We start from the raw sequence: 19,555 nt of genomic DNA on the forward strand, positions 1-19,555 counted from the left end.
CGTTGCCTCCGCTTAAAAAATAATAGTGGCGGATTTTCCGGCCAGCCAGACGACCGCCACAATCAGGACGACACCGACTACAATAATTGTACCGAATTTACCCCAGCCAGCCTTTTGGTCGCGCACTTCATTGAACGTGGTGACCGCGGCAATGGCCACCACGATAAAAGCCGTCGCAGCCACAACCAGCCCGCCAATCACAATGCCGTCATTAAGATAGCCTTTAATGGTGTCCATCAGTCCGCCGCCGCCACCGGAAGAAGGGGGTTCCACCGAAGGCAGTGCGGCATACGCCGGCATCAGACTGAATAAAGTGAATAACGTCACCACTGACGCACCAATACGACGGACACCACGTCCCCAAAATGATTTCATATCCATAAAATGACCTTTCATTCTGTAAAATAAATTAAACAGCACACTCAACTGGCAAACATCCAGATGCAGACCACCAGTAATATCACTGCCCGGACAGCAAACTGCCCCACCCTTGCAGTACGAACATTTTCATTTGCCCAGCCCCGGTAAACATCAACCAGTCCCCAGGCTGCCCATAAAAACAGCACCGCCAGTAATGCCCCGATACACAACAGATTCAGAACAGCCGGAGACATCCCCGAGCCGGCAGCAGCCTCAAATGCCGCCTGCTGTGACGGATTCATCGCTGCTCCCGGCGGTAATCCCCGCGCAGCGGCTCCGCCACATTAACCGGCACCGTGGGCTGGGCCCGGGAAGGCTCCAGATAGCGGACAATCCCCTGCCGGATAATCTCCACCTCTCTGGAGGCGCGGGAATAATCAAAATAAAAACGGGCGTGATTGTCCTGATTTGCCTGAATACGGGCGCGCTCCAGGCTGGCCTGGATGTGATCGAGCTGCTTTAACGTCAGCGCCAGTTCATCTTTTTCAGCGGCCTGAGCAGGCAATACCCCAAATGCACTGACAACCAACGCAAACAGGGAAATAAGCGGAGAAAATAATCGCATAACGACTCCTTAAAGACGGTTAACGTGGAGTCAGGGTAAAAAAGGCGGACAGAAAAAACAGCAAACAATTAGTTTTCCAAATTTTTTAATTTTATATTGCTTGCTTTTTGCGAAAATAGCTGAAATGAATAAATAAAAGTGAGCCTATGAGTCAGACCATCACCCGAAAAACTGGGCATTTTGCCTGGTGTGCACTGGTTGCCCTGCATCTGGCCCGCAGGGAGGGGCTGGTGCAGTCCGACATGCAGAAAAACCTGTTTTTAATACGCTGGCTGGCAACCGCCAAAAAGCAACGCCGTTTTGACCGTGACGTTACGCCGGATATTGACTGGCTGCTTCAACAGGGACGTACACTGGGGAGCCGGGCCAAACTGCCACAAAAACTGGATTATCTGTACCGCTCCTGTACAGGCGCATTACACGAGCAGAGCGATCTGTTCCGGCTCACTTATGCGCTTGAATCGGCCAAGGAGGCAGGCTTTGCCTATCAGTTATTGAGTGATAAATCGTGGCACAGACGACATGCGGTGAGCCCGGATACGCTCAGCAACACCATCTGTTTATCCAAAAATGCACTGGAGCAGGCTTTTGATACTGACGGTCATCAGACCGCACACCTACCTGTAAAAATCGGAGGTGATATCGCCGCACTAGCTGAACTGCTGACACAATGTGGCTGGCAACTCATCACGACAGACAACCCGCCACTTTATTTACTGCTCACACTCATCAATCCATCAATCAGCGCAGGATAACCCCATCACACCACTGACGCGCGGCCTAGCCGCTTGTCTGCTGACAGAGACACACAAAAACAAGTGTTGTGTGTCTCTGCCCAGCGCCTATAAATATTTTTTAAATGACGCGGTAGCCACTGCCACCGCAAGCCCGAACAACAGAGCCGCCGGTAACAACACCAGATTAGGGTAAATGGCAGACGGCCAGGACAGATAAATCATGCACGGAACAAAAAAGGCCGGCTTAACAAAACGCTTGGCGTGGTGATACACAAAACTGGATTCATACCCGGCACCATAACGCCGCAAATCACGCCGGTTAAAGCCTTCCACCATGCCCACCAACAGCACCATAACAAACAGGGGCATCGACAGCACCAGAATAGTCACCCGGATAAAAAAGGTCAGCGTCACATAAACCGTCGCCAGCAGATAGTCTCTCAGCTCGGACACAAACCAAATCCGCCAGTCATCCAGTTCACGGGCAACTGCATTCCCGCTGACAGGATACACGTTCTGCCAGCTCTCCATCAGCCCGGACTCCACAAACAGCCACCGGTATGCCTGTTCAACGGTATGAGCCAGCCACTGCGCCGGACTGGACATCAGCAGACTACGGGTAAACCCTTCTGACAGATACCCGCTCTCGGTTAACATCACCTGCCGGCTGTGCTCCGCCCCTTCGTCCGCCCAGAAAAACGCAATCCCGACCCACTCAATCAACAGACTGCATACCCAGGAGGCCAGTAATACCCCGATGATGGCCCACGGCCAGTGCCACAACAATTTAGCCGGCAAACCGGGGTCTTTTGCCGGGTGACGCGGGGTTTCCTGACGTACCTCAGCAGTTGCCATCGTTGCCCCCTTCGGTATCCGGTGCCATCTCAGCCACATTCATACCGCCGCTGTCATGCCGCGCATCCGAAAATGATGACGCAGTCCACCAAGTTTCGCCGGTACGGTAATTTTTCTCCATATACTGTGCGATTTTTTGTAAATCCGGTGGCATCAGGGCATCAGCCTCTGCCGCCGGCAGGGGCATCCTGATTTTCCATAACTTCCCGCCTTCCAGCAGCGCAAACGCCTGTCCTTTCGGTAACTGAATAATATCTGCCGGTAACAGCAGCGGTTTAGCCACCATACTGACCCTGTCCTGGGTATTGGAGGTAAAATCACTCCCCTGCCTCGGATTGGAAATATCGGTGATCCCGGATACCAGGGTTTTGGTGTAAATATCCACTTCCGGTAACTGTTCCGTCAGTAATTTCGCGGTCATCAGTTCACGGACACGCAACATCACCAGCGTATTAAAGTTACCGGTGACCTGCGCCGATTTCGCCGCATTCCCCAGCCGGGCTTCAATATCAGACCAGGTCTGTGTGTAGGCCGTCACTTCAATCCCCGCGCCGCCGCTCTTGTTCAGTAACGGAATAAATTCATCCCCCATCAGTTCATTAAATTCATCGCAATGCAGGCTGATCGGTAATTTTCCGGCGTGCTCATCCTCCGGCAGTCCATCCTGAGTCCCGAATTTATAAATATGCCCGGCTACCGAGACCAAATCCGCAAACATGGAATTCCCCACCGCTGCCGCCACTTCCGCATCCGATAACGCATCCAGCCCGACATATACAATCCCTTTTTTCCGAATCACCTGCTGCCAGTCAAAAATCGGACGGGGATCCTGCATATTGGTGTAATCCGGCGACAACAGGGCGGCAGTTTTTCCGGTAGTCAGTTTTTCCAGTAACGGCAGCAGAGAAGCCACTATTTTATCAAAATAGGTCCGGTCATAACGGATCGCACTGCGCAGCCCGTCCAAAATCGGATCATAGATTTTTTTCCCTTTCTCACTACTTAACGCCAGCTCCGTTGCCCAGATAGCCACAGCTTTCGGATCACTTTGCAGATGACGGGGCACATCCTCGACCGTCAGCGCGTTCTGCGCATTCTCGATTTGGACAAACAAATCAGGTAGTTGTGCTTTAATCACCTGCATCGAATATGTCTGATAGAGTTCCCCGATATTGGTGACATAACGTAAAATTTTGGCATAATCCGGACGCTCCCCCAGAGCAACCAGTGCCCGGGCAATGATATTAACAAACCGCCAGGCAAACTCCCGGAACGCCGCGCTGTTCCCTTCCCCGGATAACTGGCCGGCAACCCGCCCCGCGACTTCCGATACTCGGCCAAAACGCCCGATGGCGTTATAACGGGCACTGATATCAGGCCAGCCCAAGTGAAAAACATAAAACTCCTCACTGCGCCCCGCACGATGCGCTTCCGCCCACATCCGGCGCAATAAATCCGCATCCCCTTTCGGATCAAAAACAATCGTGATATTCCCCCGGTGGATATCCTGAGTGATCAGCACTTCCGCCAGACGGGTTTTGCCGACACGGGTGGTCCCCAGTACCAGCATATGACCAACCCGTTCACGCAAATCTATGGTCACATTCACCTCATCCGGCTCCACACCGTGTAACACCGGATTCCCCCCCACCGGCGTCAGCGGGCGGACCGGATTCAGCCAACTGTCTTTTTGCAAAAGCCGGCAAACCGCCGGAAAACGGGATTCAAAACGGAGTTCAAACTGCCGGGCCAGCCGGTAATGTGCCGGCGGCTGAACATACCGCTCCACTTCCGGACGCTGGGTTTCCAGCAGGCGTTGCGTGTGTTTTTGCTGCCACTGAAACCCTTTTCCCAGAAACAGACGCTGCCGGCTGACCGGCACCTGTGCCGACGTCACCTGATAGCGGGGCAGACGCCGGAGATTCCGGCGGTAACGTAATACCCGGAATCCCTGATGTGCCCGCAATGCGGAAAAACCGGCAAACGCACCGGCGGTGACATAACTCACGGACGGAGACAATGCCACTGCCCAGGGTGCTACCGCACACACAAACGCCGCCCCGCCGGACACCAGAGCACTGTTCAATTCCACGGCCGGTCGCAGCCAGGCCTCTATCACATAACGATCACTCATTCTCTCAAACTCTTTTTTGGTGTTACCCCGGAAAACAGTGTTTAAAAATTCACCGGTGTTTCCAGTGGAAACAGTGTTCAAAAATCATCCAGCGTTTCCACTGGAAACACTGTTTGAAAATTCACCGACACGTCCGGAAAACAATGTGCTCACTGCACTCAACCACAGGGAGGATCTGACGGATTTTCTTTTTCCGGTACACGCGATTCTTTCCCGTGACAGTGACGATGACGGCGGGCAGGACGGTTTTTTTTCCCCAGGAGTCTCATCACAACAAAGAACACGCACCACATCAGCACGGCCAACCAGAATGCCGGGGAGTCAACCCCATCTGAAGGCCATATCGGCGGTAACATTACTTCACCTGCTGGGTCAACCCGGTTTCCGTGATCAGAACTGGGTAATGTGATAACTGAAGACGGTGAGCTAAATCGGTGCCAGAAGCTGGGGAGAGCAGTCCTCCCTGAGCCAGCGCCTGAAGCGCCTGTAACCCGGTTTCCGATTTCACATTCACCACCATCCCGGCCGCATTCATTGCATTCAGCTGGGCTGCGTGCTGTGTGAGCCATGCCCGGGATAACGGATCATCCCCCACCAGATACAGTGCCCCAATCCCCGGTAAATGCAGGACGCGGTCATCCACCTCCCCCGGCGTCATTTCCGGTGTCTCAACCGGCAACACCATTGACGGGGCCATCACGGACGGCAGAGGGCGGGACGCCGGCTTTGCTGTCCATTCATTCGGGGCATTATTTATCGCGTCATAAAAAGGTGCTGCCGGTTGCCCGCCATAATCCGCCACCACCGTTAATGCCGCCTGACTGCCGCCGGCTGCGCAAAACAGCAGCATCCCCAAGACGGGCAGGGGATAAAAGGCTCGCGTTGTCTTTTCTTCAGGATTATTTCGCATCGGTTTTGTTCTCCGGTTCTATCCACACAAACGATACAGCCCGATCTGTACTGACTGCCGGTAAATGAGCGGGAACGGGTTGTGTACCGCCCGTCAGTGTCGCCAGCTGACGCCGGACACTATTTTTATAGCGTACTGCGGGCTGACCGCCCGCCGGATGGTGATAACAGCCGGCGGCACGGATCCAACTACCCGGTGACGCCTCATAACAGCGGCGCAGGATGCGGGCGGCCACATGCAAATTGGTATAAGGATCAAAGGCCTCCCAGGCGGAACGGAAGTGATGCCCGTTCCAGCCCCAGTTCACCTGTGCAATCCCCACATCAATACGTCTGGGGGATGTCGTCTGTAAAAACGACTGTAAAGCCTGCCAGGCGGCCTGCCGTGTCGGATAACGGTATCCTTTACCAGCCACATTCAGCGTCCACGGCCAGGGATGGATTTCACCGGCCTGCGGGTGATGTGCCGGTAATGTCCAGGATGACTCCGTCAGTGCCAGGGAATACAGGGCTTCTGCTGGTACATTCTCCTGCCGGGCCACCTCACGGTAGCCCGGCGGCACCTCCCGAGCCGGTAACGGCACGGAAAACAGCAGCAGGACAAGAGTGAGCAGGGAATTTTTACGCATCACGCCTCCGGATTAAGGTGTGAGCGGACGCCACCGCCCATCCGGTAACTGTTGCATCACCACCGGTGTGGTGGTCAGTCCGTACTGAAGCGAGAGACCGCCATCATGATTTAACGTAATTTCCCGCTTTCTGACGCGCTCTGCCGGGATATTTTTTTGTCTGGCCCAAGCCCTCAGGCGGTTATCATCCCCCTTTGTCCCCAGCACATAAATATCAAACGGCTGTTTGCCGGCCAGCAGAGTAGCCAGACGGGCATCACACGCGCTACAATTTTCCGCCTGCACAAACAGTGCCTGCCGGCGCTGCGCTGTTCCCTGTTCCATCCTGCCGAATGTTCCCAGACTGACCGGTAATACCTGACCATAGAGCCGCTTCCAGGCAGCATCTACTTCCCGCTGAAACGCCAGCTCTTTTTCTGCCCTGGCAAATTCCTGCTGTACCCACTTTTCAGCCAGCCGGCGGCGCTCTTCGTCTGACCGGGCCTCAATACCCAATGTCGTCAGGGGATCCAGTCCGGGAGACTGAATACCGCGCCGCCCTTTCATCAGCGCCTCAAAACGGGCATACTCCTCCGCACTCAGTCCCCATTCCTGCGCCTCATACTGCAATGACTGTGTCTGACTCTCAGCCGATTTCCCCGCCTCAATCTGAACCGGTCGGGTTGCCCCGGAAACAGACTGTGCAGCTGTCAGCGGTGCGGACATCAGACACCCACCCAGTAAAACCACGCATCTTATGTTTTTCATCACGGCATTCCTTTTATGGCAGGCGCAACGTCACTGTGCGCCCCTGATAACGTAATGTCACACGATCAGTCTGAATGTCGGTCATTTCCCAGCCCTGATAACGTCCGCCTACCGGCAGTAACTGTACCTGCCCCAGCTGACGAATATCCGCAGGAGCCAGTGCGGCAAGAAGACGACCGCCCCGCTGTTCAATCGCGGTTAACTGAAACGGCACGGTCCGGGATGGACGGACAGAAGCCCCGAGACGGGAAGTTTCCGGCGTGGCGGGTTTTGCCCTGACAACCGGGGGATTGACCGTTTTTTGTTCCGGCTGGCGCTGTTCCTGCAACTGATGTAACGCCAGTGCCCACTGTGCCTGGCGGGTTTCCAGTTGTGCCAGTCGTTTTTCCAGCCCGTCAGACAGTACGGCGATCTGTTCATCCGGTTTGCCGGCCACCGCCAGCTGTGCTGTCACCGTTCTGAGGGTGTCGCGCTGTGATGCCACATCCTGTTTTAGCGTCGTCAGCCCCTGACGGAGCACGTCCAGTTGCGCATTCATCCGGTCATCCGTGACAGAGTCAGCCATCTTCATCTCAATCGCCTGTAATCGTTGTCCGAGTTGTGACAGAGCCTCTGAGTGTGAACTGATAACATTACTGAGGATAAACAGCGGGATACCGGCCACCAGAGCACAGGCGACCACGCCCGTCACAATCACCCCCCGGTAAATTTTTTTATGTAATGGGGTTACGGACAATTCTTCAGAATGAGTCATTTCAGCCACCCTCCGCGATGAACCTTATTCACATCGGTATGACCAGTGGAAGTGTTAAGCACCGGTGGCACCGGTAATGGCGTACTGCCCGCAGAAAGTGGGGTGACCACAGAGACGGATGAAGCGCCGCTCATTCCTGCATCCGGCGCAGATGGCGTGTATTCCGGACGAAGTCGGTAACACACTTCCCGTTGCACATCATCCACCCACAACTGCCAGGCCGGACCGACAAGGATCTGTAACGCCACATTCAGGCGGATCGATCCCATCTGATAATGAACAGCGGGTAACGGCAGACGATAAAGGTGGTTCACCTGTCCATCGGACGTGCACAGACGATATCCGGAATCACGCAGGGCATAATGTAGCGCATCCCCGACTGTCGGGGAGACGGAAGCAGGAATACGCAGATGAACAATTTGTTCCAGCGGGTAACGCTGTGCCTGTGAAGGCGAAATATCAACCAGCCGGTAACGGTCATAACGCACCACTTCCGGGGCTGACGGATAAATATCTGGGAGCAGCGGCTGAGCATAACCGACGTTGAGCGGAATCGCGATGTCTGCCGCCGCTTCCGTAGGCTGGGCTGGCTTGTCTGCACAGCCCCCCAACAACAGTGAGGTCAGGGCAAGACATATCGGGAGAGTTTTCATACGCATTTTCTGTCCTGAGTTAACAAAATAAAGTCACAGGCACACTGTGCGCAGAAAAGCAAGCGCTCTCAATAGGAAATTAGTTTTCCGAAAAAAAAGAAAACGGCGGGTGTAAAATACCGCCTCTAAAAGAGGTGGTTTTAAATTGGGCCTCCTATAAGGGGGCTATATTCTTTATTAATCCCCCAACAATTCCATTTGTTGGTCGAGCTCTTGATCAACTTTATCCTGATGCCTTACATAACGCCTAATGATGACTTCATTAACCCCCACCGTATCAGCAAAATATCCCCTAGCCCAAAAATGATTACCCCAAAGTTTCTTACGTATATGTGGAAATCGATTATATAACCTTATCGTACTACGTCCTTTCAGGACTCCCATTAGTGTTGATATTGATAGTTTAGGTGGGATCATTACAACTAAATAAGCATGGTCTGGCTGAACATTTAGCACCAATACTTCACAGTCTTTCATAATGCAGAGAATATAAATTATTCTATAAAGCTCTTTTCCTACTTTATCTTTCAATATATTATAACGATATTTAGGAGTCCAAACTAGATGATATTTGCAACGTCAATACACATGTGATGAACTTCTGTATAAACCCATGTTATTTCCTCTTTACTTGTGGTGAGTAAGAGGTAGTTTTTTAACATGGGTTTCCTTCAGGCTATAGCCTCACAGGGTCAATCATCACCTGCTTAGGTGGTGGTTTAAGGCTGACAATAAAAACCCGCTTTTTGGCACAGGCGGATTTTACTATACCCTAAAAGTTAATACTTCCCTGAACCCCGATCTCTCTCGGATTACCTAGCTGTGCTTTATTACCAAATGCATACGTTCGATATAAAGCATCACCAATATTTTTCGCATAGATACTAAGTTCATATTGCTTTGTAGGGTGCCATGATATTGATGCATCAACAACAGTATAATGCCCTTGTTCTAAATTATTTTGCTCATTAAAGTAAAATGGTCCATTAAATCTGACTGCAATCCGAGAAGACCACTTTTGCTCCTTGCCATATAAGCCCTCCCATGAAATTAATGAACTATAACTAGGAGTATAAGCAGGTCTTTTATTTTTATGTTCTCCACTGGTAAACTCTGATTGATTGAACATGCCACCCAGTGAAATACTATGATTAGGGGTAAGCTTTGATTTCCAAAGATATTCTATCCCTCGACTTCTTGAATCTCCCATATTAGATAATGCCTGATAACCAATAACACCTACATATCCTTGAACATCTTTACTATCTATTTGATATAAAGTAATTTCGGCCATATGGTTATCATTAACACTGTGCCATTTCCAACCTAATTCCATTTCCGTGGCAATTTCCGATTTATAAGAAGTCAGAGCTAGTTTATCAACCCCTTCTTTGTTAAAACCACCAGGTTTAAAACCGCGGCCAACTCCAAACCATATACGATTCTGCTCATTTGGAAGCCAGGCGATACTTGCTCGTGGAATAAAGGCATTAAAAACTGCATTATTATTATAATTAGACTCACCTTTTCCTTTTTCTAAAATAATCATTCGAGTTTTTGCTTTTTCGTGAGAAAAACGAGCCCCTGCACCTAACTCCCAATTGTCATTTATCCTGTATGCACCATCAAAATATCCAGAGTAATTATAAATATCATTATCAGATTTTTTTCCTCCCATTCCGACTTTCCCTACAGATAAATTATCATGTCTATAACCCATCTTTTGAAATGATACCCCTATAATTCCACTTAGATCCCCCCCCTCATAATTAGCTCTTGCTTCTGAATACAAAATATCCTGAGAATCATCTTGTAACGTTCCGTCCATAAACAATCTATCTATATCCATATTTTGATAAGAAAGTATCGTTTTAAACTTCCATTCATCATTAAAATCATAACCTGTATTCCAGGAAATATTTTTTAATTTACGTTTAAGATTAGGTGTTTCATATAACCATTCAGTATCAATTTTTGAACGTGAAAGAGGTGAAAAAGGAACAAAATATTCCTCATGAGAATGGTAATTTTCTCCACCTACTTTTAAATTAGACTCAAATAATGTATCAGGGGAAATATAATTAGCAGACAACCATCCAGCTTTTATATCTCTGCTATCAACATTTTTTTTATCCCATGCTGGATTGTTCAAAGAACCATTATTTCTATCGAGACTAACATTCCCCTGAAAAGCCCAGCCGTTTTCCATGTAGCCAGTGCTTCCTCCTGTATTGATTCTTTCCCCTTGACCAAAATATTGCCCCCCTAACCATACTTCAGCGTGACTACTGGGTTTTTTGGTAATAACACTGATAATCCCTCCCAATGTGCCACGCCCATAAATAACTCCTTGTGGGCCTTTAAGTAGCTCAACTTGCTCAACCCCTTGAAGAGATTGAGCATACGATTGAGAAAGCTGGGGAGCACCATCAACAAACAGTCCCAAACTTGGAGAAAAGAAATCGGCCGAAGATTGGCCCCGAAGAGTCATATTGTTATAAATACGCGAACTTCGGTTTGCAGATAACAACTCAGGAAAAACTGCGCTCAAATCATCAGTTTGATTAACTAAAGATTTTTTTAACTGTTCATCAGTTTGAACATTCACATTACCAATTACATCAAAACTACTTTGAATGCGCTTAGTTGCAGTAACAGTTATTGTATTATCATGCTGTTCTGTGGCAGCTACAGAGCTTACTGTTACCATTGTAGCCGCTACAAAAGATATAGATTTAAATAAAGTTCCTTTATTTTCCATATAAACCCCAAAATGTGCAATGGCACTTTACGCCGAAATGTTAATACGAATTAATATCATTTGCATTGTTATTATTATTTGATGTTGATCACATTTTGAGCATGAAAATTATATATACTTATGAAAGTGTGCTGAGTAACAGAAAACATGAATATTAAGGTGGGTTAATAGAGTGCAAACCAATGACAAAAAACAAAAGGATCATTGCTGCTATAAATCAATCTGTTATGAGTTATCAGCCAACAGAAGGATCATTATGGCTATAGGTGGGGTTTATATCACCCAAACCCTTATATCAATGATTATCATGCAATCTGTACCAACCTTACTAAGAAGTGAAGGATTTTCTCTCTCTTTAATTGGATTGACTTCACTTTTTATGCTTCCTTGGACACTTAAATTTTTATGGTCTCCATTTATTGAACGCCTGAGATTACCTTTTGGAAAAAAATTTCGCCGTTCACGTAACTTGATTCTTATTGGTCAATCATTGGTTGCTCTTTTAGTTTTTTTACTTATTCTAATAAACCCTAACGATAATATAAGCAAACTGAATAATCTTTGGATTTTTGGAATATTTATCCTATGTGCATTCTTAACATCGACTATTGACATTGCATGTGATGGCATGGCGGTAGAACAGATTAAGGCAAGTAATAGAGGGTGGGGAAATATTGCCCAAGTTGGCGGAGGAGAAATAGGAGCATTATTAGGCACTAGTGGTTTTTTATTAATTTCCAGTTATTTTAGCTTAAATACTGCATTTGCTATATCAGCTCTAACCATCATATTACTTACAATTCCAACACTCTACTTTAAAGAATCAGATAGACTAACCACATCTGAAACTTACCATATACCCAAATTATCATATGCATTTAATCGAAAAGAGGTAAGAATTGGTATTTTATTAGTAGTTTTATTAGAAGGAGGTAACAGAATCACAGATATGATTACCGGACCTCTATTAATAGATATAAATATTACATTAAATAATATTGCACTATTAATAGGAAGCTTCAATTTTTGTGCAAGCCTATTTGGAACACTTTTAGGTGGTATATTAATAAAAGTATTTGGCATATGGAAATCAATTTTCATTACCTATGGTTTACAAGGTTTAATTTTTACTTTCATATCCATGGCTATAGGAATAAAATATATCCCACATGAAATACTTTTTTTACTTATAGGGTTCAAATATATTCTTTTTTCTGCAGGACTAGTTTCTTTTTACACTGGTTTAATGAGCTTATCTTCATTGAAACAAGCTGGTATTGATTTCACTATTTTCCAATGTACAAATGCTTTTACAGCAATCATTGCTACTCTATTAGGCACTTGGACAGCGGAGAACTGGTCTTATCATTTTGTTTTTGCAATATCATCTATTTATACTTTTATCGCAGTACTAATTTCCATTAAATTAATAAAAAAACGCCTTAAACTAAATATTTCATCAAACAATTTTGAGCAATATGTATAATTAGTAGGAAATTGAATAAGGTAATTACAGAATGGATAACTATGAAGATTATTATACTCAGTCTGCTGAAATGTATGATATTTTAAGCGAACCTCATTGGGAAACTCGTAAAAATACATTTATAAAATCCTTGAAGTTTATGGGAGTAAAAACAGGCAACTGGTTAAATATAGGTTCCGGCACTGGCCAAGAATTAAGTATAATTGCGCAAATGTTTCCAGACATACATATTTTTGCAATTGAACCGTCTGCATCTATGCGTATTGGCCTAATGACAAGAATTATGATGTTGCCTGAAATACAACACCAAGTAACTGTGATTGCTGATACATTTCAAAATACCATTCTACCAAAATCATTTTCTGCCGCTATTATATGTGGCTGTATAGGATATTTTAATCAGAATGATAGAAAAATATTATGGAATAAGCTTGCAAATGGGCTAGAAAAAAAAGGTGCTATTTTGGTAGATACAATGCCGTTTAATACGCCTTGTAACATTTCTAAGATACTATTAAATAGTAAAAAAATAGGGAACCATATCTATGAAATTTATTTAAGTGGCAAACCTATAGATCAAGAGGCTATTCGTTGGAATATGAATTTTAAAATCATAGAAGACGATAAAGTCATACGAAATTTTAATATAGAAAGAGATTGGTATACTTTTGGAATTGAACAAGTAATTAAGGAGGCATCAAGAGAAGGATTGGTCCATGAAAACATTAGCTCAAGTACTGTACCAATGGCAATCCTCCGCCATAAATAACTCATAATTAAGGTATAGAAATGAAAATATTAAGTGATATTAATAACATAAAAGAATTATGTTCCAAGCAAATAAACATTGACAAAAATAAATTTTCAGATAAGGACAATCTGATAAAATTAGGTCTTGATTCAATTGGATTTATGCAATGTTTATATATTTTCCAAAAAAATGGTTATGCTATAACATTAAAAGATTTGTATTTAAATCCAACAATAAAAGGATGGTATAAAATATTAAAAAAATCAGATATAAATAAAAAAGAAAGAAAAGATAATATATATACACATAAAACAATAAAAAATGCTGGTGAGTTTTCACTTACACCTATACAACATGCCTATTTTGTCGGCCGTTTGAATAAACAAACTCTTGGTGGTGTTGCTTGCCAAATTTATCAAGAATTTGATGGCACCCCTAAATTTACTCCGGAAAGTCTAGAGAAAGCATTAGTATTATTATCAAAACGTCATCCCATGTTGAATATAGTATTTCACCAACAGGGTACACAATTTTGGTCTCCTAACCCAAATAGAAAATATGTTACATATCATGATTTTAGTAAATTACCAAAAGATGAGTATGAGAAAAAACTTTTACAATTACGGGAAAAATTAAGCCATCAGGTACTAAATGTTGAAAGCGGTCAGTTAATTGATTTTCACATGATATCGCTACCTAACAACAGATATCGTTTATGTACTAATATTGATATGTTGATTGCAGATGGTACAAGTTATTCATTACTCTTTACTGAACTTTGTTTATTATTGAGCGGAGAAATACTGCCTCAGTTAGATGAGCACTATGACTTTTACCATTATTTACAAGATAAAAAACAGTATGAAAACAAAGAATCAGCATATCAATATTGGAAAAATAAAATCCCAAACCTACCAGACTCTCCTCTTCTGCCATTATATATGGATCCAGAAAAAATAAATAAAATAAAAATTAAACGCCTTAGCTGGACATTTAGCTCAAAAGAATGGAAAAACTTTAGTAATTTGGCTAAAGAAAATAATATTACACCTTCCATTGCATTAGCAACCTGTTTCTCATCTGTACTTGCAAGATGGACTGGCCAAAATAGCTTATTACTCAACTTTACATTATTTGATAGAAAGCCATTAGCCCCTGCAGTTAATAATATTATAGCTGATTTTACTAATGTCATTCTTTTAGAAATGAAAACAGACAATCGACCATTAATTTCATTATCTAAAGACAATCAAAATACATTTATTGAAGCTTGGCAACATTCTGATTATTCTGGTATTGATATCATTAGAGACCTTCGTAAAAATGGCACCCATCCTTATGGGTGTCCTGTTGTCTTTACTAGCCATATTAATCAACCACTTATTGATAAAAATATAGAATCTGTATTAGGTTCTATAGGATGGGGAATATCACAAACCCCACAAGTTTGGCTTGATCACATGGCAATTAACAAAAGTGGAAATATTGTTTTACAGTGGGATTATAACAATGACTTGTTCCGGAATGATGTTATAACAACAATATTTGATGTTTATATTTCTCGTATACGCCAACTTGCCAACGATCCTAATGCCTGGATTGAAACCCAACCTGATTTAATTCCTAAAAAACAATTAAAAAATAGAATATCAGTTATCAAAAAAGATAATTCACTATTACCACATACACTGCATAAGTCTATTTTCCATAATTATTCAAATTCATCAAAAATTGCTGTCATTGATATCGACTCTCAGGAATGGAGCTACAAAAAATTATTATCTAAAGCAACAATACTCAGTGATCAAATAATACAACAAGGTTATAAACCAGAAGACAGAATTGGTGTATGTATGCCAAAAGGAGTAGGGCAAATCATTAGCGTTCTGGCTATTTTATTAATGGGGGGAACTTATGTTCCGATTGATGTACTACAACCAGAAGAACGTATAAACCGCATTGCTAAAAATGCTCAGCTTTCATTACTCATCGTATCTGATAGCGATCCATCCTATTCAATCTATGCTACATTTTGTAACAGGATTGTTTGGCAAAAAGTTCAACCCTCCGAGAATAAACCACTACACAATATAGATATATCTCCTCATCAAGCAGCTTATGTTATTTATACTTCAGGTTCTACTGGAGAGCCTAAAGGTGTTGTTGTATCCCATGCCAGCGCAATGAATACCTGCCTTGATCTCAATCGGCGATATAACATTTCAGACAAAGATCGGGTACTTGCCATATCAGCACTACATTTTGATCTGTCTGTTTATGATATTTTCGGTGTTTTAAATGCCGGAGGGACTCTTGTATTAGTTAAAGAAGATGAGCGCCGTAATCCTGATGCATGGTTACGACTTATTAACCAACATAAAATAACACTTTGGAACAGCGTACCTGCACTGTTTGATATGTTACTAACCTATGCAGAAGGAATAGGGTCATCCATTCCACAATCGCTGCTATTAATCTATCTCTCTGGAGATTGGATTGGGCTTGATCTCCCGACACGTTACTATAATTTCTGCCCTGATGGACAAATAGTCGCCATGGGAGGTGCCACAGAAGCCGCTATTTGGTCTAACTATTTTAATGTCACAACATTAGACCCATCCTGGAGCTCGATACCTTATGGATATCCTTTATCCAACCAACGTTATCGTATTGTTAATGCTAGAGGAGAAGATTGCCCTGATTGGGTATCAGGAGAACTTTGGATTGGTGGTGCAGGCGTTGCGTTAGGCTACCTAAACGATCCCGAAAAAACAGCACAACAGTTTGTAAAACAAAATGGTGAAAATTGGTATAAAACAGGTGATATGGGAAGATATCTCCCTGGCGGTATACTTGAATTTTTAGGAAGACGTGACCGCCAAGTTAAGATTGGCGGATACCGTATAGAACCAGGGGAAATTGATGCTGCATTCAATAAGCTTCAGGGTGTGCAAAATGCGATTACACTATGCCTTGGTAATGGTAATAAAGAAAAAGCATTACACTCTTTTGTGATACTAAATTCGGGTAATTACCAGGATATTATCAGTTCAAATAGCACCTTTTCTCCCCTCTACTATCTGCGCTCAACCCCAATAAATGTACAACAACAATCCCAAGAAACGGCAATCATAGCTGGATTTTTATATGATTATCTTACTGAACAAAATATTGATTTCGACAACCTCTTGTCAGAAAAAAAATCAGCAGATGACCATAGCATTATCGCTAGCTATCAGTCATTAATGGCTAATTGGCTAAATTTAATAGCACAATATCCACAAACTACACTCAATTCCCCCCCAACTAATAGTACCCAGCGAACGCTAATAGAAAATTTGCAGCGCCACAAAAACAATTTAACAGACATACTCAAAGGTAAAAAATCAGCTCTAACACTATTTGATGATCCCTATTGGTCACCAGAACAAGTCACTATGCGTATTGATGGAATGCACTACTCCTTAGAAAATTTACTACAACAAATAAGAGAACTTCATCATTCACTAAAAAGGCCAATAAAAATCATTCAATTAGGTGCTAGAAGCGGTATTTCAGCAAATTATATTCTGCAACGATTACCCACTAATATGGTTACCCTACTGCTAACTGATGAGTCTCTTTCAATGGTAACGCAAGCTAACCAAAATTTATCAGATTATCAAAATAGTTATGCTGAGCCTCTTACAGAAGTATTTCTTCATAAAAATCGATATAGTGCAGATATCATTTGGATGAACAATTATCTTCATCGATTAGACAGCCCACAAAAAGAGATACAAAAATTCGTTTCACTCTGTGCTCCGAGTGGAATGATTTTTATACAAGAAGTGTTACATGCCCCTGCACAATCACTGATAAGCATCTCTTTATTACAACAAAATGGTAGTGATCCTGCTGATGAATTATTAACAGCAAAAAAATGCAAAGATATCTTTAGCGCTTCTACTGCGACTTATAAAAGTGAAGGAGTTAACGGCGAAATATTGACACAGTTATACCAAGCACCAGAAAAAATTTATTTACCAGATAAAAATAAGCTAGAGCATGATTTGCGCCAATTTTTACCAGACTATATGATCCCAAAACATATTTATTTTCTAACTGAGTTCCCCTTAACCGCAAATGGCAAAATAGATAACCAATCATTAAAATTGTATTGTCAGGAATACCAAGAAGAATACCTAAATCAACAACCTATCAATGGTAAAGAACAGATCATCATAACAATATGGCAAAAGCTCCTTGGCACCAACAAGATACACCGTCACAGTCATTTCTTTCGTGAAGGGGGAGATAGCCTAGTTGCTATTCGATTGATCTCTGATTTAAACCATATTGGCTACCAAGTTGAACTGGAGCATATCTTTGCTTATCCGATCCTTTCTGATTTTGCACAAAATATAAAGCAGAGCGAAGTTTTCGAAAAACAGCCAGCAATTTCACATAACGAGGCGTATAGATACAATCCATTTCCACTCACTGATATTCAGCAAGCTTACTTAGTTGGACGGCAAAATAATTTTACACTTGGGGGTGTTGGTACACATTTTTTTGTCCATTTTATAGCGGAAAATTTAGATGTACCTAAATTAGAACGTACAATTAATCAGTTGATTTCTCGTCATGATATGTTACGTGGTGTCATTATTAATGGACAACAACAAGTACTTAAAAAAGTTCCTTATTATTCCGTTAAAACGCATTATATCCCTACAGAAAAAAGTGACGCTTTTCTAGTATTACGAGCTCAACTTGCTAACATTGTTTATGATCCAGAAATTTGGCCTTTATTTACTATTCAAGTTATCAAGACCAAAGAACAACCAGATCATATTTTTATTAGCCTTGATAACTTATTCCTTGATGGAATGAGTATGCAGATATTTTTCAGTGAGCTAAAAACACTGTATATGGAGCCAAATCACCAATTTATCCCTCTAGATATTACTTTTCGAGATTATATTGATTGTGATGCCTATCCGATTAACACACAAAATGATTGGGAATATTGGTTAACGCGTTTACCACAATTACCACCAGCCCCACAATTGCCACTAATAAAAGATCCAGCACAGATTGTGCAACCTCGCTTCTCGCGTTTACAAACATCATTATCTACTTCTGTTTGGCAAGCACTACAACAAGTTGCTCAGCAAAATAATGTTACGCCAGCAGCACTTTTGATTGCTGCTTATTGCGCCACATTATCCGCATGGAGTAAAAGCCCTGAGTTAACAATTAATTTGACATTATTTAATCGGCATCCTGTACATCCTCAAATAAATGAAGTACTTGGTGATTTTACCTCATTACAATTACTCGATTGGTATACCTGTGATCTTTGGTCAAACAGTATCTCAATGATGCAAAAACGTTTACATAAAGATATGCAACATCGTAGTGTTTCAGCCATTAAAGTAATGCGTGAAATGGCAATTCAACGACAGATGTCTCATATAGAGATACCTGTCGTTTTTACCTGTGCATTGGGCTATAAACATGATGAAGGTTTTCTTTCTCATCATTCATGGCTAAAACCTGTTTGGGGAATATCACAAACACCACAAACATGGCTAGATCATCAAGTATATGAGTCAGACGGTGAATTATATTTAAACTGGGATTTTGTCGAACAATTATTTGACTACACAACCATTTTTTCCATGTTCCAGCAATATGAACATATACTCACTAAACTGGCTACTGAACCACAATCTTGGCAATTGCCACTAAATAAACTTATACCAAGATGCAATAATCTCGTCATCACCCCAGTTTTCAATGCCAAAAATAATCAAAACACACATTATAAACAATCTACTGATACACAAAAAACAGGTCAGACAATACAAAAACTACAACAACTTGTTAAGCAAGTTATTGGAATAACGTTAGCACCTGAAACAAATTTTTTCGAAGCAGGTGCCAGCTCTTTACAATTGGTTCAACTTCATGCAGCACTACAAAAAAATGGCTATAGCCATATTACAATTACTGATCTGTTCGCTAGTCCAAATCTAAGTACATTAGCGCAATTGCTTTGGCAAAACACTTCACCAACATGTGAGCAATATTCCGACCGAGACAAACACAAAAACAAGAGAAAGAAACGGTTACAACTACGAACTCATAGTAGATAAAGGATATTAAT

General features: G+C 43.2%; 15 protein-coding genes and 1 pseudogene. 4 read left to right on the plus strand and 12 right to left on the minus strand.

The window, feature by feature from the left end; genetic code table 11:
• Window positions 1-12: 12 nt before the first annotated feature.
• From HMPREF0693_RS12260 to HMPREF0693_RS12270, 3 genes are read right to left on the minus strand one after another with little or no spacing between them, the layout of a single operon-like run.
• Window positions 13-375: a TIGR03745 family integrating conjugative element membrane protein gene (locus HMPREF0693_RS12260; protein WP_073557142.1), complete on the minus strand. Its 363-nt coding sequence runs from the start codon at window positions 373-375 to the stop codon at window positions 13-15.
• Between the two features lie 47 nt (window positions 376-422).
• Window positions 423-662, minus strand: a complete 240-nt coding sequence (locus HMPREF0693_RS12265; RefSeq protein ID WP_001070025.1) for a TIGR03758 family integrating conjugative element protein — start codon at window positions 660-662, stop codon at window positions 423-425.
• Window positions 659-985: an integrative conjugative element protein, RAQPRD family gene (locus HMPREF0693_RS12270; RefSeq protein ID WP_001236300.1), complete on the minus strand. Its 327-nt coding sequence runs from the start codon at window positions 983-985 to the stop codon at window positions 659-661. Before HMPREF0693_RS12270 ends, HMPREF0693_RS12265 begins: the two co-directional genes overlap by 4 nt.
• Window positions 986-1,131: 146 nt before the next feature.
• Between HMPREF0693_RS12270 and HMPREF0693_RS12275 the strand changes: the two genes are divergently transcribed.
• Window positions 1,132-1,740 carry a DUF2913 family protein gene (locus HMPREF0693_RS12275; RefSeq protein WP_004239713.1) on the plus strand — a complete coding sequence of 203 codons (609 nt, stop codon included), beginning with the start codon at window positions 1,132-1,134 and terminating at the stop codon, window positions 1,738-1,740.
• A gap of 87 nt (window positions 1,741-1,827) precedes the next feature.
• Here the strand turns inward: HMPREF0693_RS12275 and HMPREF0693_RS12280 are convergent, their stop codons facing one another.
• The 9 genes and pseudogenes from HMPREF0693_RS12280 to HMPREF0693_RS12325 form a co-directional block, all read right to left on the minus strand.
• Window positions 1,828-2,577 (minus strand): TIGR03747 family integrating conjugative element membrane protein, encoded by a 750-nt coding sequence (locus tag HMPREF0693_RS12280; RefSeq protein WP_000179437.1) that lies wholly within the window; start codon window positions 2,575-2,577, stop codon window positions 1,828-1,830.
• Window positions 2,564-4,711 (minus strand): type IV conjugative transfer system coupling protein TraD, encoded by a 2,148-nt coding sequence (traD, locus tag HMPREF0693_RS12285; RefSeq protein ID WP_036932451.1) that lies wholly within the window; start codon window positions 4,709-4,711, stop codon window positions 2,564-2,566. The genes HMPREF0693_RS12280 and traD overlap by 14 nt, the downstream gene beginning before the upstream one ends.
• 355 nt (window positions 4,712-5,066) lie before the next feature.
• Window positions 5,067-5,621, minus strand: a complete 555-nt coding sequence (locus tag HMPREF0693_RS12295) for an integrating conjugative element protein (protein WP_004245750.1) — start codon at window positions 5,619-5,621, stop codon at window positions 5,067-5,069.
• Window positions 5,611-6,249, minus strand: a complete 639-nt coding sequence (locus HMPREF0693_RS12300) for a transglycosylase SLT domain-containing protein (protein WP_004239718.1) — start codon at window positions 6,247-6,249, stop codon at window positions 5,611-5,613. The genes HMPREF0693_RS12295 and HMPREF0693_RS12300 overlap by 11 nt, the downstream gene beginning before the upstream one ends.
• 12 nt (window positions 6,250-6,261) lie before the next feature.
• The gene (locus HMPREF0693_RS12305; protein WP_000790124.1) at window positions 6,262-6,996 is read right to left on the minus strand and encodes a TIGR03759 family integrating conjugative element protein; all 735 of its coding nucleotides are present in this window, start codon (window positions 6,994-6,996) and stop codon (window positions 6,262-6,264) included.
• A 13-nt stretch (window positions 6,997-7,009) separates the two neighbouring features.
• Window positions 7,010-7,750, minus strand: a complete 741-nt coding sequence (locus HMPREF0693_RS12310) for a hypothetical protein (RefSeq protein ID WP_004245751.1) — start codon at window positions 7,748-7,750, stop codon at window positions 7,010-7,012.
• Window positions 7,747-8,409, minus strand: a complete 663-nt coding sequence (pilL2, locus tag HMPREF0693_RS12315) for a PFGI-1 class ICE element type IV pilus protein PilL2 (RefSeq protein WP_004245752.1) — start codon at window positions 8,407-8,409, stop codon at window positions 7,747-7,749. The genes HMPREF0693_RS12310 and pilL2 overlap by 4 nt, the downstream gene beginning before the upstream one ends.
• Window positions 8,410-8,580: 171 nt before the next feature.
• Window positions 8,581-9,018, minus strand: a pseudogene (gene tnpA, locus HMPREF0693_RS12320) (IS200/IS605 family transposase).
• A 157-nt stretch (window positions 9,019-9,175) separates the two neighbouring features.
• Window positions 9,176-11,164, minus strand: a complete 1,989-nt coding sequence (locus HMPREF0693_RS12325) for a TonB-dependent receptor (RefSeq protein WP_004245754.1) — start codon at window positions 11,162-11,164, stop codon at window positions 9,176-9,178.
• 172 nt (window positions 11,165-11,336) lie between these two features.
• Between HMPREF0693_RS12325 and HMPREF0693_RS12330 the strand changes: the two genes are divergently transcribed.
• Genes HMPREF0693_RS12330 through HMPREF0693_RS12340 form a run of 3 tightly spaced genes read left to right on the plus strand, consistent with a single transcriptional unit; the run spans window position 11,337 to window position 19,544 of the window.
• Window positions 11,337-12,650, plus strand: coding sequence for an MFS transporter (locus HMPREF0693_RS12330; protein WP_001351065.1), 1,314 nt, complete (start codon window positions 11,337-11,339; stop codon window positions 12,648-12,650).
• Window positions 12,651-12,681: 31 nt separating this feature from the next.
• The gene (locus HMPREF0693_RS12335; protein WP_004245755.1) at window positions 12,682-13,419 is read left to right on the plus strand and encodes a class I SAM-dependent methyltransferase; all 738 of its coding nucleotides are present in this window, start codon (window positions 12,682-12,684) and stop codon (window positions 13,417-13,419) included.
• Between the two features lie 20 nt (window positions 13,420-13,439).
• The gene (locus HMPREF0693_RS12340; protein WP_004239721.1) at window positions 13,440-19,544 is read left to right on the plus strand and encodes a non-ribosomal peptide synthetase; all 6,105 of its coding nucleotides are present in this window, start codon (window positions 13,440-13,442) and stop codon (window positions 19,542-19,544) included.
• The last annotated feature ends 11 nt before the right edge of the window (window positions 19,545-19,555 follow it).

Source organism: Proteus mirabilis ATCC 29906 (assembly GCF_000160755.1).
In the GTDB taxonomy this organism is placed as follows: domain Bacteria; phylum Pseudomonadota; class Gammaproteobacteria; order Enterobacterales; family Enterobacteriaceae; genus Proteus; species Proteus mirabilis.

What these genes read in the sequence shown, in the direction of transcription:
- HMPREF0693_RS12335 (WP_004245755.1), top strand. Translation starts at nt 12,682, where the DNA reads ATGGATAACTATGAAGATTATTATACTCAGTCTGCTGAAATGTATGAT.
- HMPREF0693_RS12270 (WP_001236300.1), bottom strand. Translation starts at nt 985, where the DNA reads ATGCGATTATTTTCTCCGCTTATTTCCCTGTTTGCGTTGGTTGTCAGT.
- HMPREF0693_RS12300 (WP_004239718.1), bottom strand. Translation starts at nt 6,249, where the DNA reads ATGCGTAAAAATTCCCTGCTCACTCTTGTCCTGCTGCTGTTTTCCGTG.
- HMPREF0693_RS12310 (WP_004245751.1), bottom strand. Translation starts at nt 7,750, where the DNA reads ATGACTCATTCTGAAGAATTGTCCGTAACCCCATTACATAAAAAAATT.
- pilL2 (WP_004245752.1), bottom strand. Translation starts at nt 8,409, where the DNA reads ATGCGTATGAAAACTCTCCCGATATGTCTTGCCCTGACCTCACTGTTG.
- HMPREF0693_RS12265 (WP_001070025.1), bottom strand. Translation starts at nt 662, where the DNA reads ATGAATCCGTCACAGCAGGCGGCATTTGAGGCTGCTGCCGGCTCGGGG.
- HMPREF0693_RS12305 (WP_000790124.1), bottom strand. Translation starts at nt 6,996, where the DNA reads ATGAAAAACATAAGATGCGTGGTTTTACTGGGTGGGTGTCTGATGTCC.
- HMPREF0693_RS12275 (WP_004239713.1), top strand. Translation starts at nt 1,132, where the DNA reads ATGAGTCAGACCATCACCCGAAAAACTGGGCATTTTGCCTGGTGTGCA.
- traD (WP_036932451.1), bottom strand. Translation starts at nt 4,711, where the DNA reads ATGAGTGATCGTTATGTGATAGAGGCCTGGCTGCGACCGGCCGTGGAA.
- HMPREF0693_RS12260 (WP_073557142.1), bottom strand. Translation starts at nt 375, where the DNA reads ATGAAATCATTTTGGGGACGTGGTGTCCGTCGTATTGGTGCGTCAGTG.
- HMPREF0693_RS12295 (WP_004245750.1), bottom strand. Translation starts at nt 5,621, where the DNA reads ATGCGAAATAATCCTGAAGAAAAGACAACGCGAGCCTTTTATCCCCTG.
- HMPREF0693_RS12340 (WP_004239721.1), top strand. Translation starts at nt 13,440, where the DNA reads ATGAAAATATTAAGTGATATTAATAACATAAAAGAATTATGTTCCAAG.
- HMPREF0693_RS12280 (WP_000179437.1), bottom strand. Translation starts at nt 2,577, where the DNA reads ATGGCAACTGCTGAGGTACGTCAGGAAACCCCGCGTCACCCGGCAAAA.
- HMPREF0693_RS12325 (WP_004245754.1), bottom strand. Translation starts at nt 11,164, where the DNA reads ATGGAAAATAAAGGAACTTTATTTAAATCTATATCTTTTGTAGCGGCT.